A 22,799-nucleotide genomic window follows, 5' to 3' on the forward strand; every position below is an offset into this window, starting at 1 on the left:
TCCGCACGCGGCGCGCATGGCCCTCGCCCGTGCGCGCGCGGCCGCACGGGACGCCGGCATCGCGGCGCTGACGGCCGAAGTCGACACGACCGCGCGCGTGCTCGATACGCCGGCCGCGCGGCTCATCGCGCGCGGCGCGTCGCGGCTCGTGCTGCTCGACGACGTCGAGGCGCTGCTGGAATCGAACGCACTCGTCGTCGATGCATGCCGCCACGCGGTGCGCGACGCGCGCACGACCGTGTCGCTCGCGCGCCGCCCGGTGCTGTTCGTGCTCGCCCGCATGCTCGGCGAGGCATGGCCCGGGGACGTGTCGAGAAACGCGCTTGTCGCCGCGGCGTTTCGCGCGAAACACGCGGACGAATCGCATCGCGCCCGCCTGCGTGTCGAGATCGGCCGCCTGCGCGCGATGCTGCGGCCGCTCGCGAACGTCACCGCGACGCCGCACGGCTTCGCGCTCGAACCGCTCGGCCCGCGCGAGACCGTCGTGCTCGCGCGCCCCGTCGACGACCGCCACGCGGCCGTGCTCGCGCTGCTCGCGGACGGCGAGGCGTGGTCGAGTTCCGCACTGGCCCTCGCGCTCGGTGCGAGTCAGCGCACCGTCCAGCGTGCGCTCGACGCGCTCGCCGAGGCGGACAAGGTGCAGGCGCTCGGCCGCGGTCGCGCGCGCCGCTGGATGACGCCGCCGCTGCCCGGATTCGCGACGACCTTGTTACTCCCCGCGCCGCTGCCGGGCGACTAGGATGAGTACACCAACGACGAGGCGACAGACATGAAACGATCCACGGCAAACATCCTCCGCGAATACGGCCCGTTTCCGGGCGGCGACGGCGTGCACGGCGTCACGTTCGACGGGCAGTACGTGTGGTTCGCGTCCGGCGACAAGCTGAACGCGCTCGACCCGGAACGCGGCACGACCGTGCGCACACTCGACGTCGCCGCGCACGCGGGCACCGCGTTCGACGGGCGCCATCTGTTCCAGATCGTCGACGACCGCATCGAGAAGATCGATCCCGACTCGGGCCGCGTGCTCGCGACGATACCCGCGCCCGGCGGCGGCGCCGATTCCGGGCTCGCCTGGGCCGAAGGCACGCTGTGGGTCGGCCAATACCGCGAGCGCAAGATTCATCAGGTGGATCCGCAATCGGGCGCCGTGCTGCGCACGATCGAATCGAACCGCTTCGTCACCGGCGTGACGTGGGTCGACGGCGAGCTGTGGCACGGCACCTGGGAGGCAGACCAGAGCGAGCTGCGGCGGATCGACCCGCGCACCGGGCAAGTGCTCGAGCAGGTCGACATGCCGCCCGGCGTCGGCGTGTCGGGGCTGGAGTCCGACGGTCGCGACACGTTCTACTGCGGCGGCGGCAACAGCGGCAAGCTGCGCGCCGTACGCCGCCCCGCGCGGTCATCCGCGGCGGGCGACAGTGCGGCGGCGGCCGAACCGGCCGAGAGCTGATCCGCCGGTCGTTGCAAGGCGTGCCTGCCCGCCGCGATCCGCGATCCGCGATCCGCGACCCGCGACAAACAGGACCGGATCGCGGCAGCGCTCGCGGCCGATCCCGAACGCCACCCGCTTCCGAGTGCAGGAATGAACAAGACGCGCTCGCGCCGCCGTCGCTAAGATGCGCGCTCGTCAGTCTTTCGTTCGGAGCAGTCGATGCAGCGCGGTGTAGTGTATGGCGTCCTCGCAGGCGCGTTGTGGGGCATGGTGTTTCTCGTGCCGCGGCTGATGACCGACTTCTCGCCGCTGCTGCTGAGCGCGGGCCGCTATGCGATGTACGGCCTCGTATCGCTGGCGGCGGCGTTGCCGGCGGCCCGCTCGCTGCTCGCGCGGCTGACCCGCGAGGATCTCGTCGCGCTCGTGAAGCTCGCGCTCGTCGGCAACGTCGCGTACTACATGCTGTTGTCCGGCGCCGTGCACCTGATCGGCATCGCGCCCAGCTCGCTGATCGTCGGCGTGCTGCCCGTGACCGTCACGCTCGCGGGCCTCGGCGACCATGGCGCGGTGCCGCTGCGGCGTCTCGCCGCCCCGCTCGCGCTGGTGATCGCCGGCATCGTCTGCATCAACGTCGACCTCTTCACCTCGGAAGCCGCGCACGCGACGACGCTCGGCCAGAAGCTCGCCGGCATCGCGTGCGCAAGCGGCGCGCTGGCCAGCTGGACCTGGTACGCGGTCGCGAACGCGCGCTACTTGCAGCGCCACCATCATTTCGGCGGCAACGAATGGTCGGTGCTGTGGGGTGTCGTGACGGGCCTGATCGGCGGTCTCTGCTGGCTCGCGATCCTCGCGCTGCCGGCCGGCACGGCGCAGGCGGCCGTCCCGGCATCGCGCTGGCAGCTGTTCTGGCTGCTGAACCTGGCGCTGGCGGTCGGCGCGTCGTGGCTCGGCAACGGACTGTGGAACGCGGCGTCGAAGCGGCTGCCGCTCACGCTGTCGGGCCAGCTGATCGTGTTCGAAACCGTGTTCGCGATGCTCTACGCGTTCGTCTACGACCACCGGATGCCGCGCGCGCTCGAGATCGCGGCGCTCGCACTGCTGCTGGCGGGCGTCTATGCATCGGTGCGCCGGCACGGCGACACGCACGCGGGAGGCGATACGGCCGGCCGCGCGAACGTCACGGCCCACTGAGCGCGGCCGCGTCTGGTCTGACGAATCGGAACGAAAGCGCCGGAGCAACGCGTCAGCGCGCGTCCTTGTGCATCCACTTGCGGCCCTCGACGGAGCCCTCGCGGCGGGTCTTGTCGACGCGCCGCTGGCGCGCGAGCTTCGGATCGACGATCAACGGACGGTAGATCTCGACACGGTCGTGGTCGGCGAGCGGCGCGTCGAGGGGCGCGAGCTTGCCGAACACGCCGGTTTTCGCGTGTGCGAGATCGATCTCCGGGTGCAGCGCGAGCACCCCGCTGGCGTCGATTGCCGCGCGCACGGTTGCGCCTTCGGGCAGCGACACCGGAATCAGCGTCTGGCGATCCGGCAGCGCGTAGCAGACTTCGATCGACAGCATCGCGTCACCCCTTCCCGTAGCGCTGGTCGGCGCGCTTCACGAACGAATCGACGAACGTGTTCGCGATATGGCTGAACACCGGCCCGATGATCTTCTCGAGCAGGATGCTCGAGAACTCGTAGTGCAGCGCGAATTCGATCTTGCACGCATCGGCGCGCAGCGGAATGAAGCGCCACGAGCCCGTGAACTTCTTGAACGGGCCGTCCGCGAACTCCATGTCGATCCTCGTCGGGCGCTGCTGCGTATTGCGCGTCGCGAAATGCTGCTTGATACCCTTGAAGTTGATGTCGATGCGCGCTTCCATCCCGCGGTCGTCCTGACGGCGAATCTCGACGCCGCCGCACCAGGGCAGGAAATTGGGGTAGTCGGCCACGTCGGTGACGAGGTCGAACATCTGTTCCGCCGAATGACGGATCAATACTGTTTTCTGGACATCTGCCATAAATCGCGCGGCATCGCTCGAAGTGAGAACGCAAGCCGGGCGATTCTCGCCCCGCTTTGCTAAAATCGTGATTTTAAACGAGTTGGCCCAATCCTTTCATGAGCATCATCGACAACAGGAAAGCGCACTTCGATTATCACATCGAGGAACGCTACGAGGCGGGGCTCGTGCTGGAGGGCTGGGAAGTCAAGGCGCTGCGCGCCGGGCGCGGCCAGATCAAGGAAGGCTACGTCGTCGTCAAGAACGCCGAGATCTTCCTGATCGGCACCCACATCAGCCCGCTGCCCGAAGCCTCGACGCACATCACGCCCGATCCGGTCCGCACGCGCAAGCTGCTGCTGCACCGCGAGGAAATCAAGAAACTGATCGGCAAGGTCGAGCAGCGCGGCTACACGCTCGTGCCGCTGAACTTCCACTACAAGGGCGGTCGCGTGAAATGCGACATCGCGCTCGCGAAGGGCAAGAAGCTGCACGATAAGCGCGAAACCGAGAAGAAGCGCGACTGGGAACGCGAAAAGGCCCGCATCATGCGCGCCGGTACCTGACCCACCCGATCCGCATCGCAAACGACACGGCCCGCTCGAAGCGGGCCGTGTTGCTTCGTATCGCGTGATTCGTGCGGGTGCCGATCGAGTAGCCGATCGAGTAGCCGATCAGCGCGCCGGATGAAGCGCTGCGCCGCCCGTCGCCATGCAAATGCGATCGTGATCGCGATTCCGCCGTGCGACGATTCGCCGCATGCGCGGCGCATGCCACGGCCGCCTGCGCCTGGAACCGCGCGTACGCTCAGCCCTTCCCGCCCTCGGCGGGCACTGCGTTCTTGACGATCGTCAGCGCGGACGCGATCGCGGTGCCGAGATCCGACAGGTTCGCCGGCACGATCAGCGTATTGCCCTGTTTCGCGAGGTTCGAGAACGCGCCGACATATTGTTCGGCGACCTTCAGGTTCACGGCATCCATCCCGCCCTGCGACTGGATCGCGCCCGCGATCTTCTGGATTGCTTGCGCGTTCGCCTCGGCCACCGCGAGAATCGCGGACGCCTCACCCTGCGCCCGGTTGATCGCGGCCTGCCGCTCGCCTTCGGACTTCTGGATCGCGGCCTCGCGCGCGCCCGACGCGAGGTTGATCTGCTCCTGCTTGCGGCCTTCGGATGCGGCGATCAGCGCGCGCTTTTCCCGCTCGGCGGTGATCTGCGCCTGCATCGCGTGCAGGATCTCCTTCGGCGGCGTCAGGTCCTTGATCTCGTAGCGCAGCACTTTCACGCCCCAGTTCGCGGCGGCCTGGTCGAGCGCCGACACGATGTTGTGGTTGATGAAGTCGCGCTCCTCGAAGGTCTTGTCGAGTTCGAGCTTGCCGACCACCGAGCGCAGCGTCGTCTGCGCGAGCTGCGTGATCGCGAGCACGAAGTTGCTCGACCCGTACGAAGCCTTCATCGGATCGGTGACCTGGAAGTACAGCACGCCGTCGACCTGCAGCTGCGTGTTGTCGCGCGTGATGCAGACCTGGCTCGGCACGTCGAGCGGAATTTCCTTCAGCACGTGCCGGTAGGCGATCCGATCGACGAACGGCAGCACGATATTGAGGCCGGGCGACAGCGTCGCGTGATAGCGCCCGAATCGTTCGAGCACCCACGCATGTTGCTGCGGCACGATCTTCACCGTCTTCGACACGATCACGATGGCGATGACGAGCAGGACAACCCAGATGATCAGCGAATCCATGAAGTATTCCCTCCTTGTTATATGCGTGGACGATCAGCGCGCGGGTTTCGCGACGACGACGAGGCTGTTGCCGCGCACGGCACTCACTTGATACACGTGCGCATCGTCACGCTCGCCGGCCGCGAGCTCGACGTCCCAGTCGGCGCCGCGATACTGCACGCGCGCGCGGCCGTCGTGCCACGCGTCGACCGTCACGGTCGAGCCAATATCGAGATTGACGTCCGGATTCGCCGACGTGTCGCGTTTCTGCTTGCGCCCGAGCCCCGAGCGACGCAGCACGATCATCGCGATGATCGCGACCGCGGCGGCCGCCCCGACCTGCACGTGCGGCGCGAAACCGGCGAGTTGCAGCAGCGCGCCCGCGAGAAAGCCGAGTGCGATCATCAGCAGATAGAACGTGCCGGTCAGCAATTCGGCGACGACCAGCACGCCGACTCCGACCCACCAGAACAGATGCCCCGACATCATTGTGGTCTCCCGAAAAACGCCCTCACGCTCGCTATGTTCGCGGCTCGACGAGTACAAACAAAAACACCCCGGTGCCTACCGGGGTGTTTATAGCATGAACCTTGCATTCTGCCTTCATCGAAAGAGCGGTGAGCCGCCCTTTCGTCAAGGCTGCATGACCGACCGTTACTTCCGGTTGGCGAGCGCCTGCCACGTATCGATGATCGTGTCCGGGTTCAGCGAGATCGACACGATGCCTTCGTCGGTCAGCCATTGCGCGAAGTCCGGGTGATCGGACGGGCCCTGGCCGCAGATGCCGACGTACTTGCCCATCCGGAGGCAGGTATCGATTGCACGCTTTAACAGGAACTTGACGGCCGGGTCGCGTTCGTCGAAGTCGACGGCCAGCAGTTCCATACCCGAGTCGCGATCGAGGCCGAGCGTGAGCTGCGTGAGGTCGTTCGAACCGATCGAGAAACCGTCGAAGTGTTCGAGGAACTCTTCGGCAAGAATCGCGTTGGTCGGGACTTCACACATCATCACGAGACGCAAGCCGTTCTCGCCGCGCTTCAGGCCGAACTTCTCGAGCAGGCCGACGACGCGCTCCGCCTGCTTCACGGTACGCACGAACGGCACCATGATCTCGACGTTGGTCAGGCCCATCTCGTCGCGCACGCGCTTCAGTGCACGGCACTCCATCTCGAACGCCTGCGCGAAGTCTTCCGCGATGTAGCGCGACGCGCCACGGAAGCCCAGCATCGGGTTTTCCTCGTCCGGCTCGTAACGCGAACCGCCGATCAGCTTCTTGTACTCGTTCGACTTGAAGTCGGACAGACGCACGATCACCGGCTTCGGATAGAACGCCGCGGCGATCGTCGCGACGCCTTCCGTCAGCTTGTCGACGTAGAACTGGCGCGGCGACGCGTGACCACGCGCCACGCTCTCGACCGCCTTCTTCAGGTCCTGGTCGATGTTCGGGTACTCGAGGATCGCCTTCGGGTGCACGCCGATGTTGTTGTTGATGATGAACTCGAGACGCGCGAGGCCAACACCCGCGTTCGGCAGTTGCGAGAAGTCGAACGCGAGCTGCGGGTTGCCGACGTTCATCATGATCTTGACCGGGATTTCCGGCAGCTCGCCGCGCTGCACTTCCGTGACTTCCGTCTCGAGCAGCCCGTCGTAGATCTTGCCTTCGTCGCCTTCCGCGCACGACACGGTGACGAGCGCGCCGTCCTTCAGCACGTCGGTCGCGTCGCCGCAGCCGACGACTGCCGGCACGCCGAGCTCACGCGCGATGATCGCCGCGTGGCAGGTGCGGCCGCCACGGTTCGTGACGATCGCCGCCGCACGCTTCATCACCGGCTCCCAGTTCGGGTCGGTCATGTCCGCCACCAGCACGTCGCCCGGCTGCACGCGTTCCATTTCCGACGGATCCTGGATCACGCGCACGGGGCCCGCGCCGATCTTCTGGCCGATCGCGCGGCCCGTCGCCAGCACCTGCGACTGGCCCTTCAGCTTGAAGCGCTGCTCGGCCTTGCCGCTCGCCTGGCTCTTCACCGTTTCCGGACGTGCCTGCAGGATGAAGATCTTGCCGTCGCGGCCGTCCTTGCCCCACTCGATGTCCATCGGACGCTGGTAGTGCTTCTCGATGATGACCGCGTACTTCGCGAGCTCGATCACGTCTTCGTCGGTGATCGAATAGCGGTTACGCTGCTCGTGCGACACGTCGACCGTCTTCACGCGACCCGGCTCGCCCGGCTGCGTGAATTCCATCTTGATCAGCTTCGAGCCGATCGAGCGGCGGATGATCGGGTACTTGTCCTGCGCGAGCGTCGTCTTGAACACGTAGAACTCGTCCGGGTTCACGGCGCCCTGCACGACGGTTTCGCCCAGGCCATAGCTCGACGTGATGAACACGGCGTCCTTGAAGCCCGATTCGGTGTCGATCGTGAACATCACGCCGGCCGCGCCGACGTCCGAGCGGACCATGCGCTGCACGCCGGCCGACAGTGCGACCTCGGCGTGCGTGAAGCCCTTGTGCACGCGATACGAGATCGCTCGGTCGTTGTAGAGCGACGCGAACACGTGCTTCATGCGATCGAGGACGTCCTCGATGCCGACGACGTTCAGATACGACTCCTGCTGACCGGCGAACGACGCGTCGGGCAGGTCTTCCGCAGTCGCGGACGAACGCACGGCGAACGACAGCTCGGCCGGCGAGCCGCTCTTCAGGATTTCGAACTGGGCGCGAATTTCCTCTTCGAGACGTGCCTGCATCGGCGCATCGACGATCCATTTGCGGATTTCGGCACCGGCTTCGGCGAGCGCCTTCACGTCGTCGATGTCGAGCGACTCGAGACGCTTGGCGATGCGATCGGTCAGATCGTTGTGCTTGAGGAAATCACGGAAGGCGAGCGCGGTCGTGGCGAAACCGGTGGGTACGCGAACGCCTGCTTCGGAAAGCTGGCTGATCATCTCGCCGAGCGACGCATTCTTGCCGCCCACGATCTCCACATCGGTCATCCGCAACTGCTCGAACGGGATTACATACGCCTGGTCCTTTGCGACGTTTGCTGCGTTAGTCATACAAGCCCCTAAGTGTGAAAAAAATGCTCGATTGCGCAAGTGGGCTCGGACGCGGGCGCCTGCAAAAAGGCGCGGCGCGTCTTGCGCAACCTGTTGGAGAAACAATCGCCGTGGCGAAAAATCTTTCGACCCGATTTGCAAAAATCCCGGCAGAAGGGCGATATATTCAGACAAATCGCCGAACTTGCCGGGAATTTTGAATCGAGCGGCCAAGCCTGGGGCGCCGTTCGTATCCTGCCCCCGCAATTGCTTATCCAACAGGTTGCCGCTATTCTACCGTGCCGGCTGCCGGATGTGGCGCGACCTTGTCACCGCGTCTGGAGGCGAACCTCCAGCCGCCCGCGCAACCGCCCTTCACGCTCGACGCCCAGATTCATGCTGCCTACCGTTTTCATCGTCTCCGACGGCACCGGGATCACTGCCGAAACCTTCGCGCATTCGATCCTCTCCCAGTTCGACCAGAAATTCCGCCTCGTGCGCCTCCCGTTCGTCGACTCGCTCGAGAAAGCCTATGCGACCGTCGAGAAGATCAACGACGCCGCGGTGCACGACGGCCGCCGCGCGATCGTCTTCACGACGCTCGTCGACAGCGAGTCGAACGACATCGTCAAGCGCTCGAACGCGCTCGTGCTGGACATGTTCCAGCGCTTCGTCGAGCCGCTCGAGCAGGAACTGGAGCTGAAGTCGAGCCACGCGATGGGTCGCGGCCACCAGAACGCCGATACCGAGGAATACAAGACGCGGATCGAGGCGATCAACTTCTCGCTCGCGCACGACGACGGCCAGTCGAACCGCAACCTGTCCGAAGCCGACGTGATCCTGGTCGGCGTGTCGCGCAGCGGCAAGACGCCGACGAGCCTGTATCTCGCGATGCAGTACGGCGTGAAGGCGGCCAACTATCCGCTGATTCCGGAAGACTTCGAGCGCGGCAAGCTGCCGTCGGCGCTGTCGCCGCATCGCGACAAGCTGTTCGGGCTGTCCATCGACCCACAGCGCCTGTCGGAGATCCGCAACGAGCGCCGCCCCGGCAGCAAGTACGCGGCGCCGGAGAACTGCCGCTACGAGATCAACGAGGCCGAGGCGATGATGCGCCGCGAAGGGATCAAGTGGCTGTCGTCGACGCACAAGTCGATCGAGGAAATCGCGACGACGATCCTGCAGGAAATCCGTCTCGACCGGCAGTCGTACTGACGACTGGCGCACCGGCCGCCGTCAGGCCGCCGCCAACAGCAAAAAGGCCGCGTACGCGGCCTTTTTTCGTGATGCGGGATACGCGCGGGCAACGCCATGCGTAACGTCGTCATGTCATGCGCGCCGCTGCTGCCGCACCTGCTCGAACAGGCACACCGCCGCCGCGGCTGCGACATTCAGCGACTCCATTCCACCGGGCTGCGGGATCGTCACGCGATGCGTGGCCGCGTCGCGCCAGAACGCCGACACGCCGGCGCCCTCGTTGCCGAACACCCATGCGACGGGCCCCGCCAGGTCGCAGTCGTAGACCGCTTGCGCGCCGTGCGAATCCGTCAGCGCGACCGGCACGTCGAGCCGCCCGGCGAGCGCGTCCGGCTCGACATCCTCGTGGATCGACAGCAGGAAGTGCGCACCCATCCCCGAACGCAGCACCTTCGACGACCACGCATAGGCGGTGCCCGGCGCGCAGAACACGTGCCGCACGCCGGCCGCCGCCGCGCTGCGCAGGATCGAGCCGACGTTGCCGGCGTCCTGCACGCCGTCGAGCACGACCGACGTGTGCGTGACGCGCTCGGGCAGCGGCTGCACGGGCCGGTCGACGAGCAGCAGGAAACCGACGCCGCTGACCACGTTCGACAACTGGCCGAACAGCGCGTCGGGCAGCGTGACGACCCGCTGCGCGTCGATGCGCGCGATGATCGCCTGCGCTTCGGCGTGCGCGAGCGCGCCTTCGGTCGCGACGCACAGCTCCGGTGTCGCGCCCGTATCGAGATACGCGCCGGCGAGATGGAAACCTTCGAGCAGCGCCTGGCCGCCGCGCCGCTGCTGCGACGTCGAGCCCGCGAGCGCCTTCAGGCGCTTGTACAGCGGGTTGTCGCGGGATGTAATGCTCTTCATCAGGGGCCTGTTCCCGCTAATCGCGGGCTTGCGAACGTGCGTTGCCGGCTGTCCCCCAAGGGGAGTGCCTTCGGGCGCGTGCAAGAAGCACGGCGCGCCGTCGGGCCGCGCCGACCAAGCGACGCGCGACGTCGCAATGCGGCCGGCAACGCCCGTTCACGAAACTAAAAAATCCCTTTCCGGCGGGGGCCGCCAGAAAGGCCGATCGTGGCGTCATGCTCGTGGCGAATACGCGAGATATTCGCCGCGCCCCCTTCCCTCGCGCTCGACCCTTCTGGCGGCCGGCGCAAGCCCGTTCTCAGCGGGAACCGGTCATCAGGTCGAGCGCCTCGCGCACGGGCGCGAACGAGCGCCGATGCACTTCGCACGGGCCGTGCTCGCGCAGCGCGGCAAGGTGTTTCGGGGTGCTGTAACCCACGTGCACGTTGAAGCCGTACACCGGGAAACGTTCATGCAGATCGACGAGCATGCGGTCGCGCGTGACCTTCGCGAGAATCGACGCGGCCGAGATGCTCGGCACGAGCGCGTCGCCGCTGACGATCGCCTCGGCGCGCACCGTCAGCGTCGGGCAGCGGTTGCCGTCGATCTGGGCAAGCGTCGGCAGCACCGACAGGCCCTCGACGGCCCGCTTCATCGCCAGCATCGTCGCGTGCAGGATGTTCAGCGTGTCGATTTCGTCGACGCTGGCCGACGCGACGCAATACGCACTCGCGCGCGCGACGATCAGGTCGTACAGCGCGTCGCGCTTCTTCGCGGACAGCGCCTTCGAATCGTCGAGCCCGTCGATCGGCCGCGCGGGATCGAGGATCACCGCAGCGGCCACGACCGGCCCCGCGAGCGGGCCGCGGCCCGCTTCGTCGACGCCGCAGACGATCTCGTCGGGCCGACTGAAGTCGAAACCGCCCTGCAGGTCGGTCGATGCGCGGCGGCGTGGTGCACGGGCGGCCGTCATGCGCGCCCCCTGCGCTGCTCGAGTACGCGCACAACGGCTTCGGCGGCCTTCGCGGCCGTGTTCTGACGCAGCGAAAGATGCATTTCGGTAAAGACTTCAGTCAGCGTGCGGCGGTTCGCGTCGTCGCGCAGTTGCGTGAGCGTCGCATCGGCGAGCGCCTCGGGCGTCGCGAAATGCTGCAGCAATTCGGGCACGACGAAGCGCCCCGCCAGGATGTTCGGCAAGCCGACGTACGGCAGATAACCCTGCCGGCGCATGATCTGCCCGGTCAGCCAGGGCACCTTGTACGATATCACCATCGGCTTCTTCAGCAGCGCGGCTTCCAGCGTGACGGTGCCGCTCTTCACGAGGATCGCGTCCGCGGCCGTCATCGCGACCTGCGAGCGGCCGTCGGTGATCGTCAGCGCGAGTTGCGGATGCGCGTCGACGAGCGGCTGCAGCAGTTCGCGCAGCGCAGGCGTCGCCGCCGGCATCACGAAGCGCACGCCGGGCTCACGCTGCTGCATCAGCGCCATCGCCGCGAAGAACGTCGGGCCGATCAGCCCGATCTCCGAGCGCCGGCTGCCCGGCAACACCGCGATCACCGGGCCGTCGGCCGGCAGGCCGAGCGCGATGCGCGCGCCCTGCGTGTCGGGCTCGAGCGGAATCTCGTCGGCGAGCGGATGACCGACATACGTCGATGCGACGCCCGCCTTGTCGAGGATCGCCGGTTCGAACGGGAACAGGCACAGCATGTGATCGACGGACTTCGCGACCTTCTTGATCCGCCCACCGCGCCACGCCCAGATCGACGGGCACACGAAGTGGATCGACGGGATGCCCGCATCGCGCGCGGCCTGCTCCACGCTGAAGTTGAAGTCCGGCGCGTCGACGCCGATGAACGCGTCGGGCCGCTCCGCGAGCAGCTGGCGCTTCAACTCGCCGCGAATCCGCAGGATCTCGGGAATCTGGCCCAGCGCCTCGACGTAGCCGCGCACCGTGAGCTTGTCCATCTGCCAGTGCGAGTCGAAGCCGTGCGCGAGCATCCGCTGCCCGCCGATCCCGTAGTATCGGGTCGACGCGGGCAGCCGCTCTTGTAGCCCGCCGAGCAGCGACGCCGCGAGCAGATCGCCCGACGGCTCGCCGGCCACCATTGCGAGCCGGAGCTGATTGGTCGGGAGCGACATCGCTTAGCGGATGATGCCGCGTTGGGACGCGTCGATGAACTCGACGAACGCGGTGACCGCTGCATCGCCTTCGCCGCCCGCGACCGCCAGCTCGCGCAACTGCACCTTCGCTTCCTCGAGCGACAGGCCGTTCTTGTACAGCAGGCGGTACGCGCTGCGCAGCGCCGAGATCGCGTCGGGAGAGAAGCCGCGCCGGCGCAGGCCTTCGACGTTGATGCCGTGCGGCTCGGCCTTGTTGCCGGCCGCGATCACGAACGGCGGCACGTCCTGCACGAGCGCCGACGCGCCGCCCAGCATCGAATGCGCGCCGATGCGCACGAACTGGTGCACGCCCGACATCCCGCCGATGATCGCGTAGTCGCCGATCTCGACGTGACCGGCCATCTGCGCGTTGCTGGACAGGATCACGTTGCTGCCGACGCGGCAGTCATGACCGATGTGCACATAGGCCATGATCCAGTTGTCGTCGCCGAGCGTCGTCACGCCGACGTCCTGCACGGTGCCGGTGTGAATCGTCGTGAATTCGCGGATCGTGTTGCGGTTGCCGATCACGAGCTTCGTCGGCTCGTCCTTGTACTTCATGTCCTGCGGACGGCCGCCGACCGACGCGTAATGGCCGATGCGGTTGTCCTCGCCGAGCGTCGTGTGACCTTCGATCACGCTGTGCGAGCCGATCGTCGTACGCGCGCCGATCGTGACGTGCGGCCCGACGATCGCATACGGCCCGATCTCGACGGACTCGTCGATCTGCGCGCCCGGTTCGACAATCGCGGTGGGATGAATCCTGGTCATGCGCCGTTGCCTCTCGATATGATGTGTCGCGTTGCTCGCGTTACGATATCCATGCGTGCCGCGTCGCTCAGGGCGCCGCGTCGGCCGTCTTGACCGTGCACATCAGTTCGGCTTCCGCCGCCACCTTGCCGTCCACTTCCGCCACCGCCTTGAACTTCCAGATGCCGCGGATGTAACGTTCGAACGTCACGTTCAGAATCAGCTGGTCGCCCGGTTCGACCACGCGCTTGAAGCGCGCGCCGTCGATGCCGACGAAGTAGTACAGCGTGTTTTCCGGATCCTTCGGCTGCTCTTCCGCGAACGTCAGCAGCGCGGCTGCCTGAGCGAGCGCCTCGAGGATCAGCACACCCGGCATCACCGGCCGCTTCGGGAAGTGTCCCTGGAAGAACGGCTCGTTGATCGACACGTTCTTCAGCGCTTTGATCCCCTTGTGCGGCTCGAGTTCGAGCACGCGGTCGACGAGCAGAATCGGGTAGCGGTGCGGCAGCAGCGTGAGGATCTTGTGGATGTCGAGATTGATTTTTTCAGTGCTCATGATGGTTCGTCTCACGCAGAGGCTGCGCGGTGGTGATGCAAAGGCTGAAGCGGGCCGCCGCGCGGCCCAGTCTGACAAACCGGGCCGGTAGCGCTGGCCGTGCCCGGTTGCTGGTCTCGCATGGCGTCGGTCAGGCGTCCGTGCCGCCCTGGGCGGCCAGCGCGGTTTCGAGCGCCTTGATGCGCTCGCGCAGCTTGTCGAGGTTGCGCACGAGTGCGGCGCTCCGGTTCCATTCGCCGTGCTCGACGGCCGGGAATGCGCTCGTGTAGATGCCGGCCTTCGGCAGCGACTTCGACACGCCCGACTTCGCGGTGATGATGACATAGTCGCCGAGCGTCACGTGGCCGGCGATGCCCGCCGCGCCGCCGATCATGCAGTGGCGGCCGATCGTCGTGCTGCCGGCGATGCCCGCGCTGCCCGCGATCACCGTATAGGCGCCGATCCGGCAGTTGTGGCCGATCTGGACCTGATTGTCGATCTTCACGCATTCCTCGATGACGGTGTCCGCCATCGCGCCGCGATCGATCGTCGTGTTCGCGCCGATCTCGACATCCGGGCCGACCGTCACGCCGCCGACCTGCGGGATCTTGACCCAGCTGCCGGTGCGCGCATCGCCGTCGCCGACGAAATCGGGCGCGAAGCCGAACCCGTCGGAACCGATTACGGCACCCGAATGGATGATCGCGCGCGGGCCGATCTTGCAGCCGTGGTACACCGATGCGTTCGGATACAGGTGCGAACCCGCGCCGATCGTCGTGCCGCGGCCGACGAACACGTTCGCGTCGAGCTGCACGCCGTCCTCGATCACCGCGCCGGCCTCGACCGTCACGTGCGGACCGATCACCGCACTCGCGGCAACCTGTGCGGCCGGATCGATCGTCGCGCTCGGATGCACGCCCGGCGCGCGCGGCGGCGTGGCGAGATCGATGAACATCTGCGCGACGCGCGCGAAGTACGCGTACGGATTCGGCGTCACGATGAAATTACGGGGGCCGGCCATCCGGGGGCCGGCCGACTGCGGGCTGGCCGGCTGGCCGTCAGTGGCCGCGCGCAGCTTTTCGAGATCCTTCGGCGCGATCAGCACCGCGCCGGCGCGGGTCGTCTCGACCTGCGACAGGTACTTCGGATTCGCGAGAAATGCGAGTTGCTGAGGGCCTGCCTGGTCGAGCGGCGCGAGGCCGCCCACCTTGCACTGGGCGTCGCCGGCGATCTCGCCGCCGAACCGCTTTACGAGTTCCTCGAGCGTCAATGCCATTCGTCGTCTGCTCCGTTCAGTTCGTCGAGCCGGACGCGAGCGCCTTGAGCACCTTGTCGGTGATGTCGATGCGCGGACTGACGTACACGGCTTCCTGCACGATCAGGTCGTAATTCTGCTGCTCGGCTATCTGCTTGATGACCTTGTTCGCGCGCTCCAGCACCGCCGCGAGTTCCTCGTTGCGGCGTTGGTTCAGGTCCTCGCGAAACTCGCGCTGCTTGCGCTGGAAGTCGGTGTCGAGCTGCGCGAGATCGCGCTGCTTCTGCGCACGATCGGCCGCCGACAGCGACGCACCGTTCTTGTCCAGCGAGTCGGACATCGACTTCAGGCGCGCCGCGAGGTCCTGCAGTTCCTTATCGCGCTTCGCGAACTCGGCTTCGAGCTTCGTCTGCGCCACCTTGGCGGGCGCCGACTCGCGCAGGATCCGATCCGAATTGACCGCCGCGATGCGGGCGACGTCCTGAGCATGCGCCGTCGCCGCGCCCAAGGCCAGCGCAACGGTCAGCGCACACATCACTCGTTTCGAAAACTTACCGGTTAGCAAAATTACCCTCTCGTTGCTGTTGTCATGCGTTCGATCAGAACGCCGTCCCGATCTGGAACTGGAATTTCTGGTACTGGTCGCCTTCATGCTTCTGCAGCGGGAAGCCGAGGCTCAGCTTCAGCGGGCCGATCGGCGAGATCCACGCGAGACCCACACCGTAGCCGTAACGCAGGCCGTTCGCGCCGGTACTCGTGCCGCCCGGCGCGTTGCCCCACACGTTACCGCCGTCGAGGAACGTGAACACGCGCAGCGTGCGGTCGTAGCCCGTGCCCGGCAGCGGGAACGTCAGCTCGATGTTGCCGACGAGCATCTTCGAACCGCCGATCGGGTCGTTCGTCTTCGTGTCGCGCGGGCCCAGCGAGCTCGGCTCGTAGCCACGCACGGAGCCGATACCGCCCGCGTAGTAGTTCTTGAAGATCGGGTACGGGTTGCCGATACCGTTACCGTAGCCGCCTTGCAGGTTCATGCCCAGGATGAAGCCGCGCGAGAACGAATAGTAGTACTGCGCCTGCAGGTCGGCCTTGTAGTACTGGATCTTGCCGACCGGCACGCCGTACTCGACGTTCGCCTGCGTGAAGTAGCCGCGGCTCGGGATCAGCGCGCTGTCACGCGCATCGCGCGACCACGCGACGGTCAGCGGCACCGTGTTCGACACGCGGCCGAACTGGTTCACGTAATCCTGGTAGCTCTGCGGCGTGTTCGAGTCGACATCGAGACGGTTCTGCTCGAAGCCCGCGCCGAAGTAGACGGTGTCGACTTCCGAGAACGGAATGCCGAACTTCAGGTTGCCACCCGCGCTGATGATCCGGAAGCTCGAGCTCGTCGAATAGTAGAGCGGCTGGTACGTGCGGTAGTAGACGTCCGTGATCCGCTTGATGCCGTCGACCGTGAAGTACGGGTCGACCTGCGTGACGGTCAGCGTGCGGTAGCTCTTCGCGGTGTTGACGTTCACCGACAGGCTCGTGCCCGAGCCGAACACGTTGTCCTGCGACACGCCGGCCGACAGCACCACCTTGTCCGTCGACGAGAAGCCCGCGCCCAGCGTGATCGCGCCGGTCGGCTTTTCATCGACCTTCACGGTCACGTCGACCTGGTCGTTCGTGCCTTCAACCGGCACCGTCGTCACGTCGACGTTGGTGAAGTAGCCGAGACGGTTCACGCGGTCCTTCGACAGCGCGAGGCGGTTCGAATCGAACCACGAGCTTTCGAGCTGGCGCATTTCGCGGCGCACGACTTCGTCGCGCGTACGCGTGTTGCCGACCACGTTGATACGGCGCACATACACGCGACGGCTCGGATCGACGACGAGGTTCAGGTTTACCTTGTGGTTCGCCTGGTCGATGTCCGGCTGCGCGTTGACGGTCGCGAATGCATAGCCGTATTCGCCGAGCTTGTCGACGATCGACTTCGTCGTTTGCTGCAGCTTTTCGGCCGAGAAGCGATCGCCCGGCTTGATCTTGATCAGCTTGGTCAGTTCGGCTTCGCGATCGAGCAGGTTGCCCGACAGCTTGATGCCCGACACCGTGTACGGCTCGCCTTCGTGCAACGTGACCGTCAGGTACATGTCCTTCTTGTCGGGCGAGATCGACACCTGGGTCGACTCGATGTTGAACTCGAGGTAGCCGCGGTTCAGGTAGTACGAGCGCACGGCCTCGAGGTCGCCCGTGAGCTTTTCCTTCGAGTACAGGTCGTTCTTCGTGTACCAGGAGAACCAGTTCGGCGTGGACAACTGCATCTCGTCGCGCAGCTTGCTGGTGCTGAACGCCTTGTTGCCGATGAAGTTGATCTGGCGGATCTTCGCGCTCGGGCCTTCGGCGACCGCGAACAGGATCGACACGCGGTTCGCGTCGACCGGCGTGATCGTCGTCTTGACCTCGGCTGCGTAGAAGCCGCGCGTCAGGTACTGACGCTTGAGCTCCTGCTCCGCCTTGTCGACGAGCGCCTTGTCGTAGTAGCGGCCGTCGGCCAGACCCACCGCGCGCAGCGCCTTCGTCAGGTTGTCCTTGTCGAATTCCTTCGTGCCGGTGAAGTCGATCGACGCGATGGCCGGACGCTCCTGCACCTGCACGATCACGACGTTGCCCTGGGTGGCGATGCGCACGTCGTTGAAGAAGCCCGTCGCGTACAGCGCGCGGATTGCTTCGGATGCCTTGTCGTCGGTGAAGGTATCGCCCTGCTTGATCGGCAGGTAGGCAAACACCGAACCCGCTTCGACGCGCTGCAACCCCTCGATCTTGATGTCTTGCACCACGAACGGTGCCGCTGCATGCGCCGCGAGGCCGTGCGCGGCGAGCGCGGCCGCTGCAACTGTCTTAGGTACAAAGCGATGAGGTTTGAACAACGTGCATCCCCAATATTTAGCTGCATCAAATCAGGCGGCGGCCGACTGGCCGCCGCCTGACGCTTCAGAAATGGATTAACCGAGCCAGGTCGTTGAACAGCGCGATCGCCGACAATGCGACGATGCAGATCAACCCGGCTCTTTGCAGAATCAGCTGCCAGCGCTCCGAGACGGCTTTCCCGGTCGCGGCTTCAACCAGATAATATAACAGATGCCCCCCGTCCAAAACGGGAATCGGCAGCAAGTTCAGCACCCCGAGGCTAATGCTGACAAGGGCGAGGAACGACAGGAAGGCCGACGGACCGAGCCGCGCGCTCTTGCCCGCGTAGTCGGCAATCGTCACCGGGCCGGACAGGTTCTTCAGCGACGCGTGGCCCGTAATCATGCGCCCGAACATCTTCAGCGAATAAACGGCGATGTCCCACGTGCGGTGCGCGCCGAGCCGCAGGCTCTCGATCGGCCCGTAGCGCACGTCGACCGACGGCGTATGCATCGACAGCGCCGCGCCGATGCGGCCGACCTGCTGCCCCGTCTCGTCGTCGCGCTGCGCCTGCGGCACGATCGATACCGTCTGCGTGGCGCCGCCGCGCTCGACCCGCAGATCGACCGCCTGGCCCGCGTGGTGCTTCACCGCGTCGATGAAGCGCGAGGCGCCGCCGATGGGCTTGCCGTCGAGCGCGAGCAGCTTGTCGCCGGCCTTCAGGCCGGCGTGCTCGGCCGCGCTGCCGGGCTGCACCGACGCCACCGACAACGTGCCGCCGCCGGTCTCGAAGCCCAGGTGCATCATGAAATCATCGTCGAGCGCGCTTTCGGGAACGTTGCGCAGGTCGACGCGGAAATCGAACGTCGACGCGCCGCCGTCGCGCGCGCCGAGCACGACCTCGCGATGATCGAACGCGGCGGACAGCAGCTTCCAGCGCAAATCCGACCACGAACGCACGGGCACGGCCTCGCCGCCCTGCGCGTCGCCTGCATGCACGTCACGGATCGACACGATCGTCTCGTTGCCGTCGAAGCCCGCGCGAGCCGCCACCGTGCCGGCGGCCGGCGGCGCAAGCACCGCGGCCGGCTCGGTCACGCCGGTTGCGAATACGACGGAAAACAGGACGATTGCCAACAGGAAGTTCGCGATCGGGCCGGCGGCGACGATCGCGATGCGCTTGAACACCGATTGCCGGTTGAACGCCTGGTCGAGCTCCTCGGGCTTGATGCCCGGCCCCGGCTCGCGCTCGTCGAGCATCTTCACGTAACCGCCGAGCGGCAGTGCGGACAGCGTCCACTCGGTGCCCGTCCGGCGGCTGACCCAGCGCGCGACGGGCTGGCCGAAACCGATCGAGAAACGCAGCACCTTCACACCGCACCAGCGCGCGACGCGATAATGTCCGTACTCATGCACGACGACCAGCACCCCGATCGCCACCGCAAACGCGATCAGTTCGACCAGCACGTTCATGAGCACCTCATTCAGACAGTACGCTCCACGCGTGGCGCAGGCGCTTTCGCAATGATCTCCGCGGCGAGGCGGCGTGCCTCGGCATCCGCCGCAAGGACGTCGTCGAGCCCGTTCGGGCTGCGGTTCGGCAGCGCGTTGAGCACTGCGTCGACCGTGGCCGCAATCGCCATGAAGCCGATCCGGCGCTCGAGAAACGCTTCGACCGCGATTTCGTTCGCCGCGTTCAACGCGGCGCTCGCGATACCACCCTCCTCAAGCGCCTTCAGCGCGAGCGCGAGGCATGGGAACCGCGTGTAATCGGGTTTCTCGAACGACAGCTGCGCGATCTGCGCGAGGTCGAGCTGGTCGACGCCCGCGTCGACACGCTCCGGGAACGCCAGCGCGTGCGCGATCGGCGTGCGCATGTCGGGGTTGCCGAGCTGGGCGAGCACCGAGCCGTCGCGGTACGACACGAGCGAATGGATCACGCTCTGCGGGTGGATCAGCACGTCGATCCGGTCGCCCGGCAGACCGAAGATCCAGTGCGCCTCGATCACCTCGAGGCCCTTGTTCATCATCGTCGCGGAATCGACCGAAATCTTGCGGCCCATCACCCAGTTCGGATGCTTGCACGCCTCGTCCGGCGTCACGTCGACGAGCGTGGCCGGCTCGCGCGTGCGGAACGGGCCGCCCGACGCGGTCAGGATGATCTTCGAGATCCCGCCGTGCTGGTTCTCGTCGCGCGGCATGCACTGGAAGATCGCGTTGTGTTCGCTGTCGACCGGCAACAGGATCGCGCCATGGTCGCGCACGGCGTCCATGAAGATCGCGCCCGACATCACGAGCGATTCCTTGTTCGCAAGCAGGATGCGCTTGCCGGCGCGCGCGGCCGCGAGGCTCGGCGCAAGGCCGGCCGCGCCGACGATCGCCGCGACGACCGTGTCGCAGCCGTCGCTCTTCGACACGTCGACGAGCGCCTGCGGCCCGTACAGCACCACGGTCGTGCTGCCCGCCGCGCGCAGTTTTGCCTCGACGTGCGCCGCCGTGTTCGCATCGCCGACCACCGCGACTTCGGGTGCGAAGCGCAGGCACTGCTCGACGAGCTTGTCGCCGTTGCGGTGCGCGGTCAACGCATAGACCGAGAAACGCTCGGGATGGCGGGCGACCACGTCGAGCGTGCTGTCTCCGATCGAGCCCGTGGAACCGAGCAGTGTCAGACGTTTTTGCATAACAGAAATAGTGGTTTAACCAAGCAGCAGCATTGCGAGCGGCAGCACGGGCAGTAGCGCGTCCACGCGGTCGAGCACGCCGCCGTGCCCGGGCAGCAGGCCGCTGGAATCCTTCACGCCCGCCTGACGCTTGAGCAGCGATTCGAACAGGTCGCCGATCACGCTGTAGGCGACCAGCAGCGTCAACGCGGCCCATGCGCCGGGCATCCCGTAGCGGGTCGCGAATACAGAAAACAGGGTCGGCTCAAACCAGTGCGCAGCCATCGCGACGCCCGCGACGACCATCACGGCGAACCAGCCGCCGATCGCACCTTCCCAACTCTTCCCGGGACTGATCGTAATGGCCAGTTTACGCTTTCCGAAGGCTTTGCCCGCGAAGTATGCACCGATATCGGCCAGCCAGACGACCAGAAGCAGCGACAGTACGAACGGAACACCCTCGGCACGCGCCGCGACGAGCGCATGCCAGCAGGCCGCGAACACGACGAGCCCGGCCGCGAGCAGGAACGCCCGCCACACGCCGCCCGCGAGTTCCGGCTTGCGCCGCAGCGAGAACGGGCCGACCAGCAGCCAGAACACGCCGGCTGCCATGAAAAGGGGACGGGACGAAGCCGCACCGACGCCGAGCGGCGCGGTCGCCGCGAGCGCGGCCGCCGCGACGATCGCATAGACGACGGAGCCGGCCGCGCCGAGCTTCAGCAGGCGCGCCCATTCCCACGCGGCGAACACGAGCACGACGCCGATCAGCGCGCCGAACGCGGTGAGCGGCGCAAACAGCGTCACCGGCAGCAACACTGCCAGCATCACGACCGCCGTGAGCACACGGGTCTTCAGCATGAAAGGGAATCGGCGTTCTGCGATTGCGGTTCGAGCTGCGCGCTGGTGCGCCCGAAACGGCGCTCGCGCTCGGTATACGACGCGATCGCGTCGGCCAGCGCCGCGCCGTCGAAGTCGGGCCAGTATTTGTCGGTGAAATAGAATTCCGCGTACGCGAGCTGCCACAGCAGGAAATTGCTGACGCGCTGCTCGCCGCCGGTGCGGATGAAGAGATCGGGCTCCGGCGCATAGGCCATTGCCAGGTGCGGCGCGAACGCGTCTTCGGTCACGTCGACCTCGCGGCCCTCGCGCACGGCCTGCTCGACGAGCTTCTTCGTCGCCTGCAGGATGTCCCAGCGGCCGCCGTAGTTCGCGGCAATCGTCAGGGTCAGGCGGGTGTTGCGCGCCGTCTTGGTTTCGGCGCGGCGGATCAGTTCGCGGATGCGCGGCTCGAAGCGCTCGAGATCGCCGACCACCCGCAGGCGGATCCCGTTCGCATGCAGCTTGCCGATCTCGCGCTCGAGCGCGGTGATGAACAGCCGCATCAGGAACGACACTTCGTCGTTCGGCCGGCGCCAGTTTTCCGAACTGAACGCGAACAGCGTCAGGTATTCGACGCCGGCGCGCGCGCAGCCTTCGACCACCGCCCGCACGGCATCCACGCCGCGGGTGTGCCCCGCGACGCGCGGCAGGCGGCGTTCGGTCGCCCAACGGCCGTTGCCGTCCATGATGATCGCGATATGACGCGGCACGGCGCCGACGTCAGGCACGCGAACAGTAGAGCTTGTATAGGTCATGGCCGTTGAGACAGTAATGCGGGAAGAAGGCGGCGCGCGAGGACGGTCGTCAGACCGTCATGATCTCGGCTTCCTTGCTCTGCACGAGCTTGTCGACTTCGGCAACGTGCTTGTCCGTCAGCTTCTGCACGTCGTCGCTCGCACGGCGCTCGTCGTCTTCCGAGATTTCCTTGTCCTTCACGAGCTTCTTGAGCGCTTCGTTCGCGTCGCGGCGCAGGTTGCGGATCGCGACCTTCGCCGTTTCGCCTTCGCTCTTGACCACCTTGGTCAGCTCGCGGCGGCGCTCTTCCGTCAGCGCCGGCATCGGCACGCGGATCAGGTCGCCGGCCGTTGCCGGGTTCAGGCCGAGATCGGCTTCGCGGATGGCCTTCTCGACCTTCGCGACCATGTTCTTTTCCCACGGCTGCACACCGATCGTGCGTGCGTCGACGAGCGTCAGGTTCGCAACCTGCGAGATCGGCACCATCGAACCGTAGTAGTCGACCTGCACGTGATCGAGCAGACCGGTATGCGCACGGCCCGTGCGGATCTTCGCCAGATCGTTCTTGAACGCTTCGATCGAGCGCTGCATCTTCTGCTCTACGCCCTTCTTGACATCAGCGACACTCATTTCAACCTCCAAACCTTCAACCTTCAAAGAACGCGGGCCCCGC

General features: G+C 66.3%; 22 protein-coding genes and 1 pseudogene. 5 read left to right on the forward strand and 18 right to left on the reverse strand.

Annotated features, from left to right (window positions below):
• The 3 genes and pseudogenes from F3J14_RS21255 to F3J14_RS21265 form a co-directional block, all read left to right on the forward strand.
• A pseudogene (locus F3J14_RS21255) lies at positions 1-739 on the forward strand (helix-turn-helix domain-containing protein); the annotation flags it as partial.
• 30 nt (positions 740-769) lie between these two features.
• Entirely contained in the window at positions 770-1,453 is a 684-nt protein-coding gene (locus F3J14_RS21260; protein ID WP_166724703.1) for a glutaminyl-peptide cyclotransferase, read from the forward strand.
• 201 nt (positions 1,454-1,654) lie between these two features.
• Positions 1,655-2,626 (forward strand): DMT family transporter, encoded by a 972-nt coding sequence (locus tag F3J14_RS21265; protein ID WP_166724704.1) that lies wholly within the window; start codon positions 1,655-1,657, stop codon positions 2,624-2,626.
• A 52-nt stretch (positions 2,627-2,678) separates the two neighbouring features.
• Here the strand turns inward: F3J14_RS21265 and F3J14_RS21270 are convergent, their stop codons facing one another.
• A complete protein-coding gene (locus F3J14_RS21270; RefSeq protein ID WP_006752170.1) occupies positions 2,679-3,002 on the reverse strand; it encodes an RnfH family protein in 324 nt (107 codons plus the stop codon).
• Positions 3,003-3,006: 4 nt separating this feature from the next.
• A complete protein-coding gene (locus F3J14_RS21275; protein ID WP_011657270.1) occupies positions 3,007-3,444 on the reverse strand; it encodes a type II toxin-antitoxin system RatA family toxin in 438 nt (145 codons plus the stop codon).
• A 98-nt stretch (positions 3,445-3,542) separates the two neighbouring features.
• Between F3J14_RS21275 and smpB the strand changes: the two genes are divergently transcribed.
• Positions 3,543-3,989, forward strand: coding sequence for an SsrA-binding protein SmpB (smpB, locus tag F3J14_RS21280; RefSeq protein WP_006758548.1), 447 nt, complete (start codon positions 3,543-3,545; stop codon positions 3,987-3,989).
• A 241-nt stretch (positions 3,990-4,230) separates the two neighbouring features.
• On the opposite strand, the gene F3J14_RS21285 is transcribed toward smpB, so the two are convergent.
• From F3J14_RS21285 to ppsA, 3 genes are all read right to left on the reverse strand, one after another.
• A complete protein-coding gene (locus F3J14_RS21285) occupies positions 4,231-5,166 on the reverse strand; it encodes an SPFH domain-containing protein (RefSeq protein WP_011657272.1) in 936 nt (311 codons plus the stop codon).
• A 33-nt stretch (positions 5,167-5,199) separates the two neighbouring features.
• Positions 5,200-5,634: an NfeD family protein gene (locus F3J14_RS21290; RefSeq protein WP_166724705.1), complete on the reverse strand. Its 435-nt coding sequence runs from the start codon at positions 5,632-5,634 to the stop codon at positions 5,200-5,202.
• A gap of 165 nt (positions 5,635-5,799) precedes the next feature.
• Positions 5,800-8,199 carry a phosphoenolpyruvate synthase gene (ppsA, locus tag F3J14_RS21295; RefSeq protein WP_166724706.1) on the reverse strand — a complete coding sequence of 800 codons (2,400 nt, stop codon included), beginning with the start codon at positions 8,197-8,199 and terminating at the stop codon, positions 5,800-5,802.
• A gap of 375 nt (positions 8,200-8,574) precedes the next feature.
• On the opposite strand from ppsA, the gene F3J14_RS21300 reads away from it, so the two are divergent.
• The gene (locus F3J14_RS21300) at positions 8,575-9,390 is read left to right on the forward strand and encodes a pyruvate, water dikinase regulatory protein (RefSeq protein WP_006752164.1); all 816 of its coding nucleotides are present in this window, start codon (positions 8,575-8,577) and stop codon (positions 9,388-9,390) included.
• Between the two features lie 114 nt (positions 9,391-9,504).
• Here F3J14_RS21300 and F3J14_RS21305 read toward each other — a convergent pair whose 3' ends face one another.
• The 13 genes from F3J14_RS21305 to frr form a co-directional block, all read right to left on the reverse strand.
• Positions 9,505-10,287 carry an RNA methyltransferase gene (locus F3J14_RS21305; protein ID WP_166724707.1) on the reverse strand — a complete coding sequence of 261 codons (783 nt, stop codon included), beginning with the start codon at positions 10,285-10,287 and terminating at the stop codon, positions 9,505-9,507.
• Between the two features lie 298 nt (positions 10,288-10,585).
• On the reverse strand, positions 10,586-11,239 hold the full coding sequence (gene rnhB, locus F3J14_RS21310) for a ribonuclease HII (RefSeq protein WP_166724708.1): 654 nt from the start codon (positions 11,237-11,239) through the stop codon (positions 10,586-10,588).
• Positions 11,236-12,405 carry a lipid-A-disaccharide synthase gene (gene lpxB / locus F3J14_RS21315; protein ID WP_166724709.1) on the reverse strand — a complete coding sequence of 390 codons (1,170 nt, stop codon included), beginning with the start codon at positions 12,403-12,405 and terminating at the stop codon, positions 11,236-11,238. Before lpxB ends, rnhB begins: the two co-directional genes overlap by 4 nt.
• Before the next feature lie 3 nt (positions 12,406-12,408).
• A complete protein-coding gene (lpxA, locus tag F3J14_RS21320) occupies positions 12,409-13,197 on the reverse strand; it encodes an acyl-ACP--UDP-N-acetylglucosamine O-acyltransferase (RefSeq protein ID WP_166724710.1) in 789 nt (262 codons plus the stop codon).
• Between the two features lie 67 nt (positions 13,198-13,264).
• Positions 13,265-13,732, reverse strand: coding sequence for a 3-hydroxyacyl-ACP dehydratase FabZ (gene fabZ / locus F3J14_RS21325; RefSeq protein ID WP_006495559.1), 468 nt, complete (start codon positions 13,730-13,732; stop codon positions 13,265-13,267).
• A gap of 130 nt (positions 13,733-13,862) precedes the next feature.
• Positions 13,863-14,987 (reverse strand): UDP-3-O-(3-hydroxymyristoyl)glucosamine N-acyltransferase, encoded by a 1,125-nt coding sequence (lpxD, locus tag F3J14_RS21330; protein WP_166724711.1) that lies wholly within the window; start codon positions 14,985-14,987, stop codon positions 13,863-13,865.
• Between the two features lie 16 nt (positions 14,988-15,003).
• Positions 15,004-15,501, reverse strand: coding sequence for an OmpH family outer membrane protein (locus F3J14_RS21335; RefSeq protein ID WP_041489826.1), 498 nt, complete (start codon positions 15,499-15,501; stop codon positions 15,004-15,006).
• A 64-nt stretch (positions 15,502-15,565) separates the two neighbouring features.
• A complete protein-coding gene (gene bamA / locus F3J14_RS21340; RefSeq protein WP_011657281.1) occupies positions 15,566-17,872 on the reverse strand; it encodes an outer membrane protein assembly factor BamA in 2,307 nt (768 codons plus the stop codon).
• Positions 17,873-17,936: 64 nt separating this feature from the next.
• Complete coding sequence (gene rseP, locus F3J14_RS21345) at positions 17,937-19,325, reverse strand: RIP metalloprotease RseP (RefSeq protein ID WP_166724712.1); 1,389 nt, start codon at positions 19,323-19,325, stop codon at positions 17,937-17,939.
• 11 nt (positions 19,326-19,336) lie between these two features.
• Positions 19,337-20,533, reverse strand: coding sequence for a 1-deoxy-D-xylulose-5-phosphate reductoisomerase (locus tag F3J14_RS21350; RefSeq protein WP_166724713.1), 1,197 nt, complete (start codon positions 20,531-20,533; stop codon positions 19,337-19,339).
• Positions 20,534-20,548: 15 nt separating this feature from the next.
• The gene (locus tag F3J14_RS21355) at positions 20,549-21,370 is read right to left on the reverse strand and encodes a phosphatidate cytidylyltransferase (RefSeq protein WP_166724714.1); all 822 of its coding nucleotides are present in this window, start codon (positions 21,368-21,370) and stop codon (positions 20,549-20,551) included.
• On the reverse strand, positions 21,364-22,146 hold the full coding sequence (gene uppS / locus F3J14_RS21360) for a polyprenyl diphosphate synthase (RefSeq protein ID WP_006758563.1): 783 nt from the start codon (positions 22,144-22,146) through the stop codon (positions 21,364-21,366). The genes F3J14_RS21355 and uppS overlap by 7 nt, the downstream gene beginning before the upstream one ends.
• A 49-nt stretch (positions 22,147-22,195) precedes the next feature.
• Positions 22,196-22,756 (reverse strand): ribosome recycling factor, encoded by a 561-nt coding sequence (gene frr, locus F3J14_RS21365; protein WP_006752152.1) that lies wholly within the window; start codon positions 22,754-22,756, stop codon positions 22,196-22,198.
• Positions 22,757-22,799 lie beyond the last annotated feature (43 nt).

The sequence above is a fragment of the Burkholderia sp. Tr-862 genome (assembly GCF_011753085.1).
Classification (GTDB): Bacteria; Pseudomonadota; Gammaproteobacteria; order Burkholderiales; family Burkholderiaceae; genus Burkholderia; species Burkholderia ambifaria.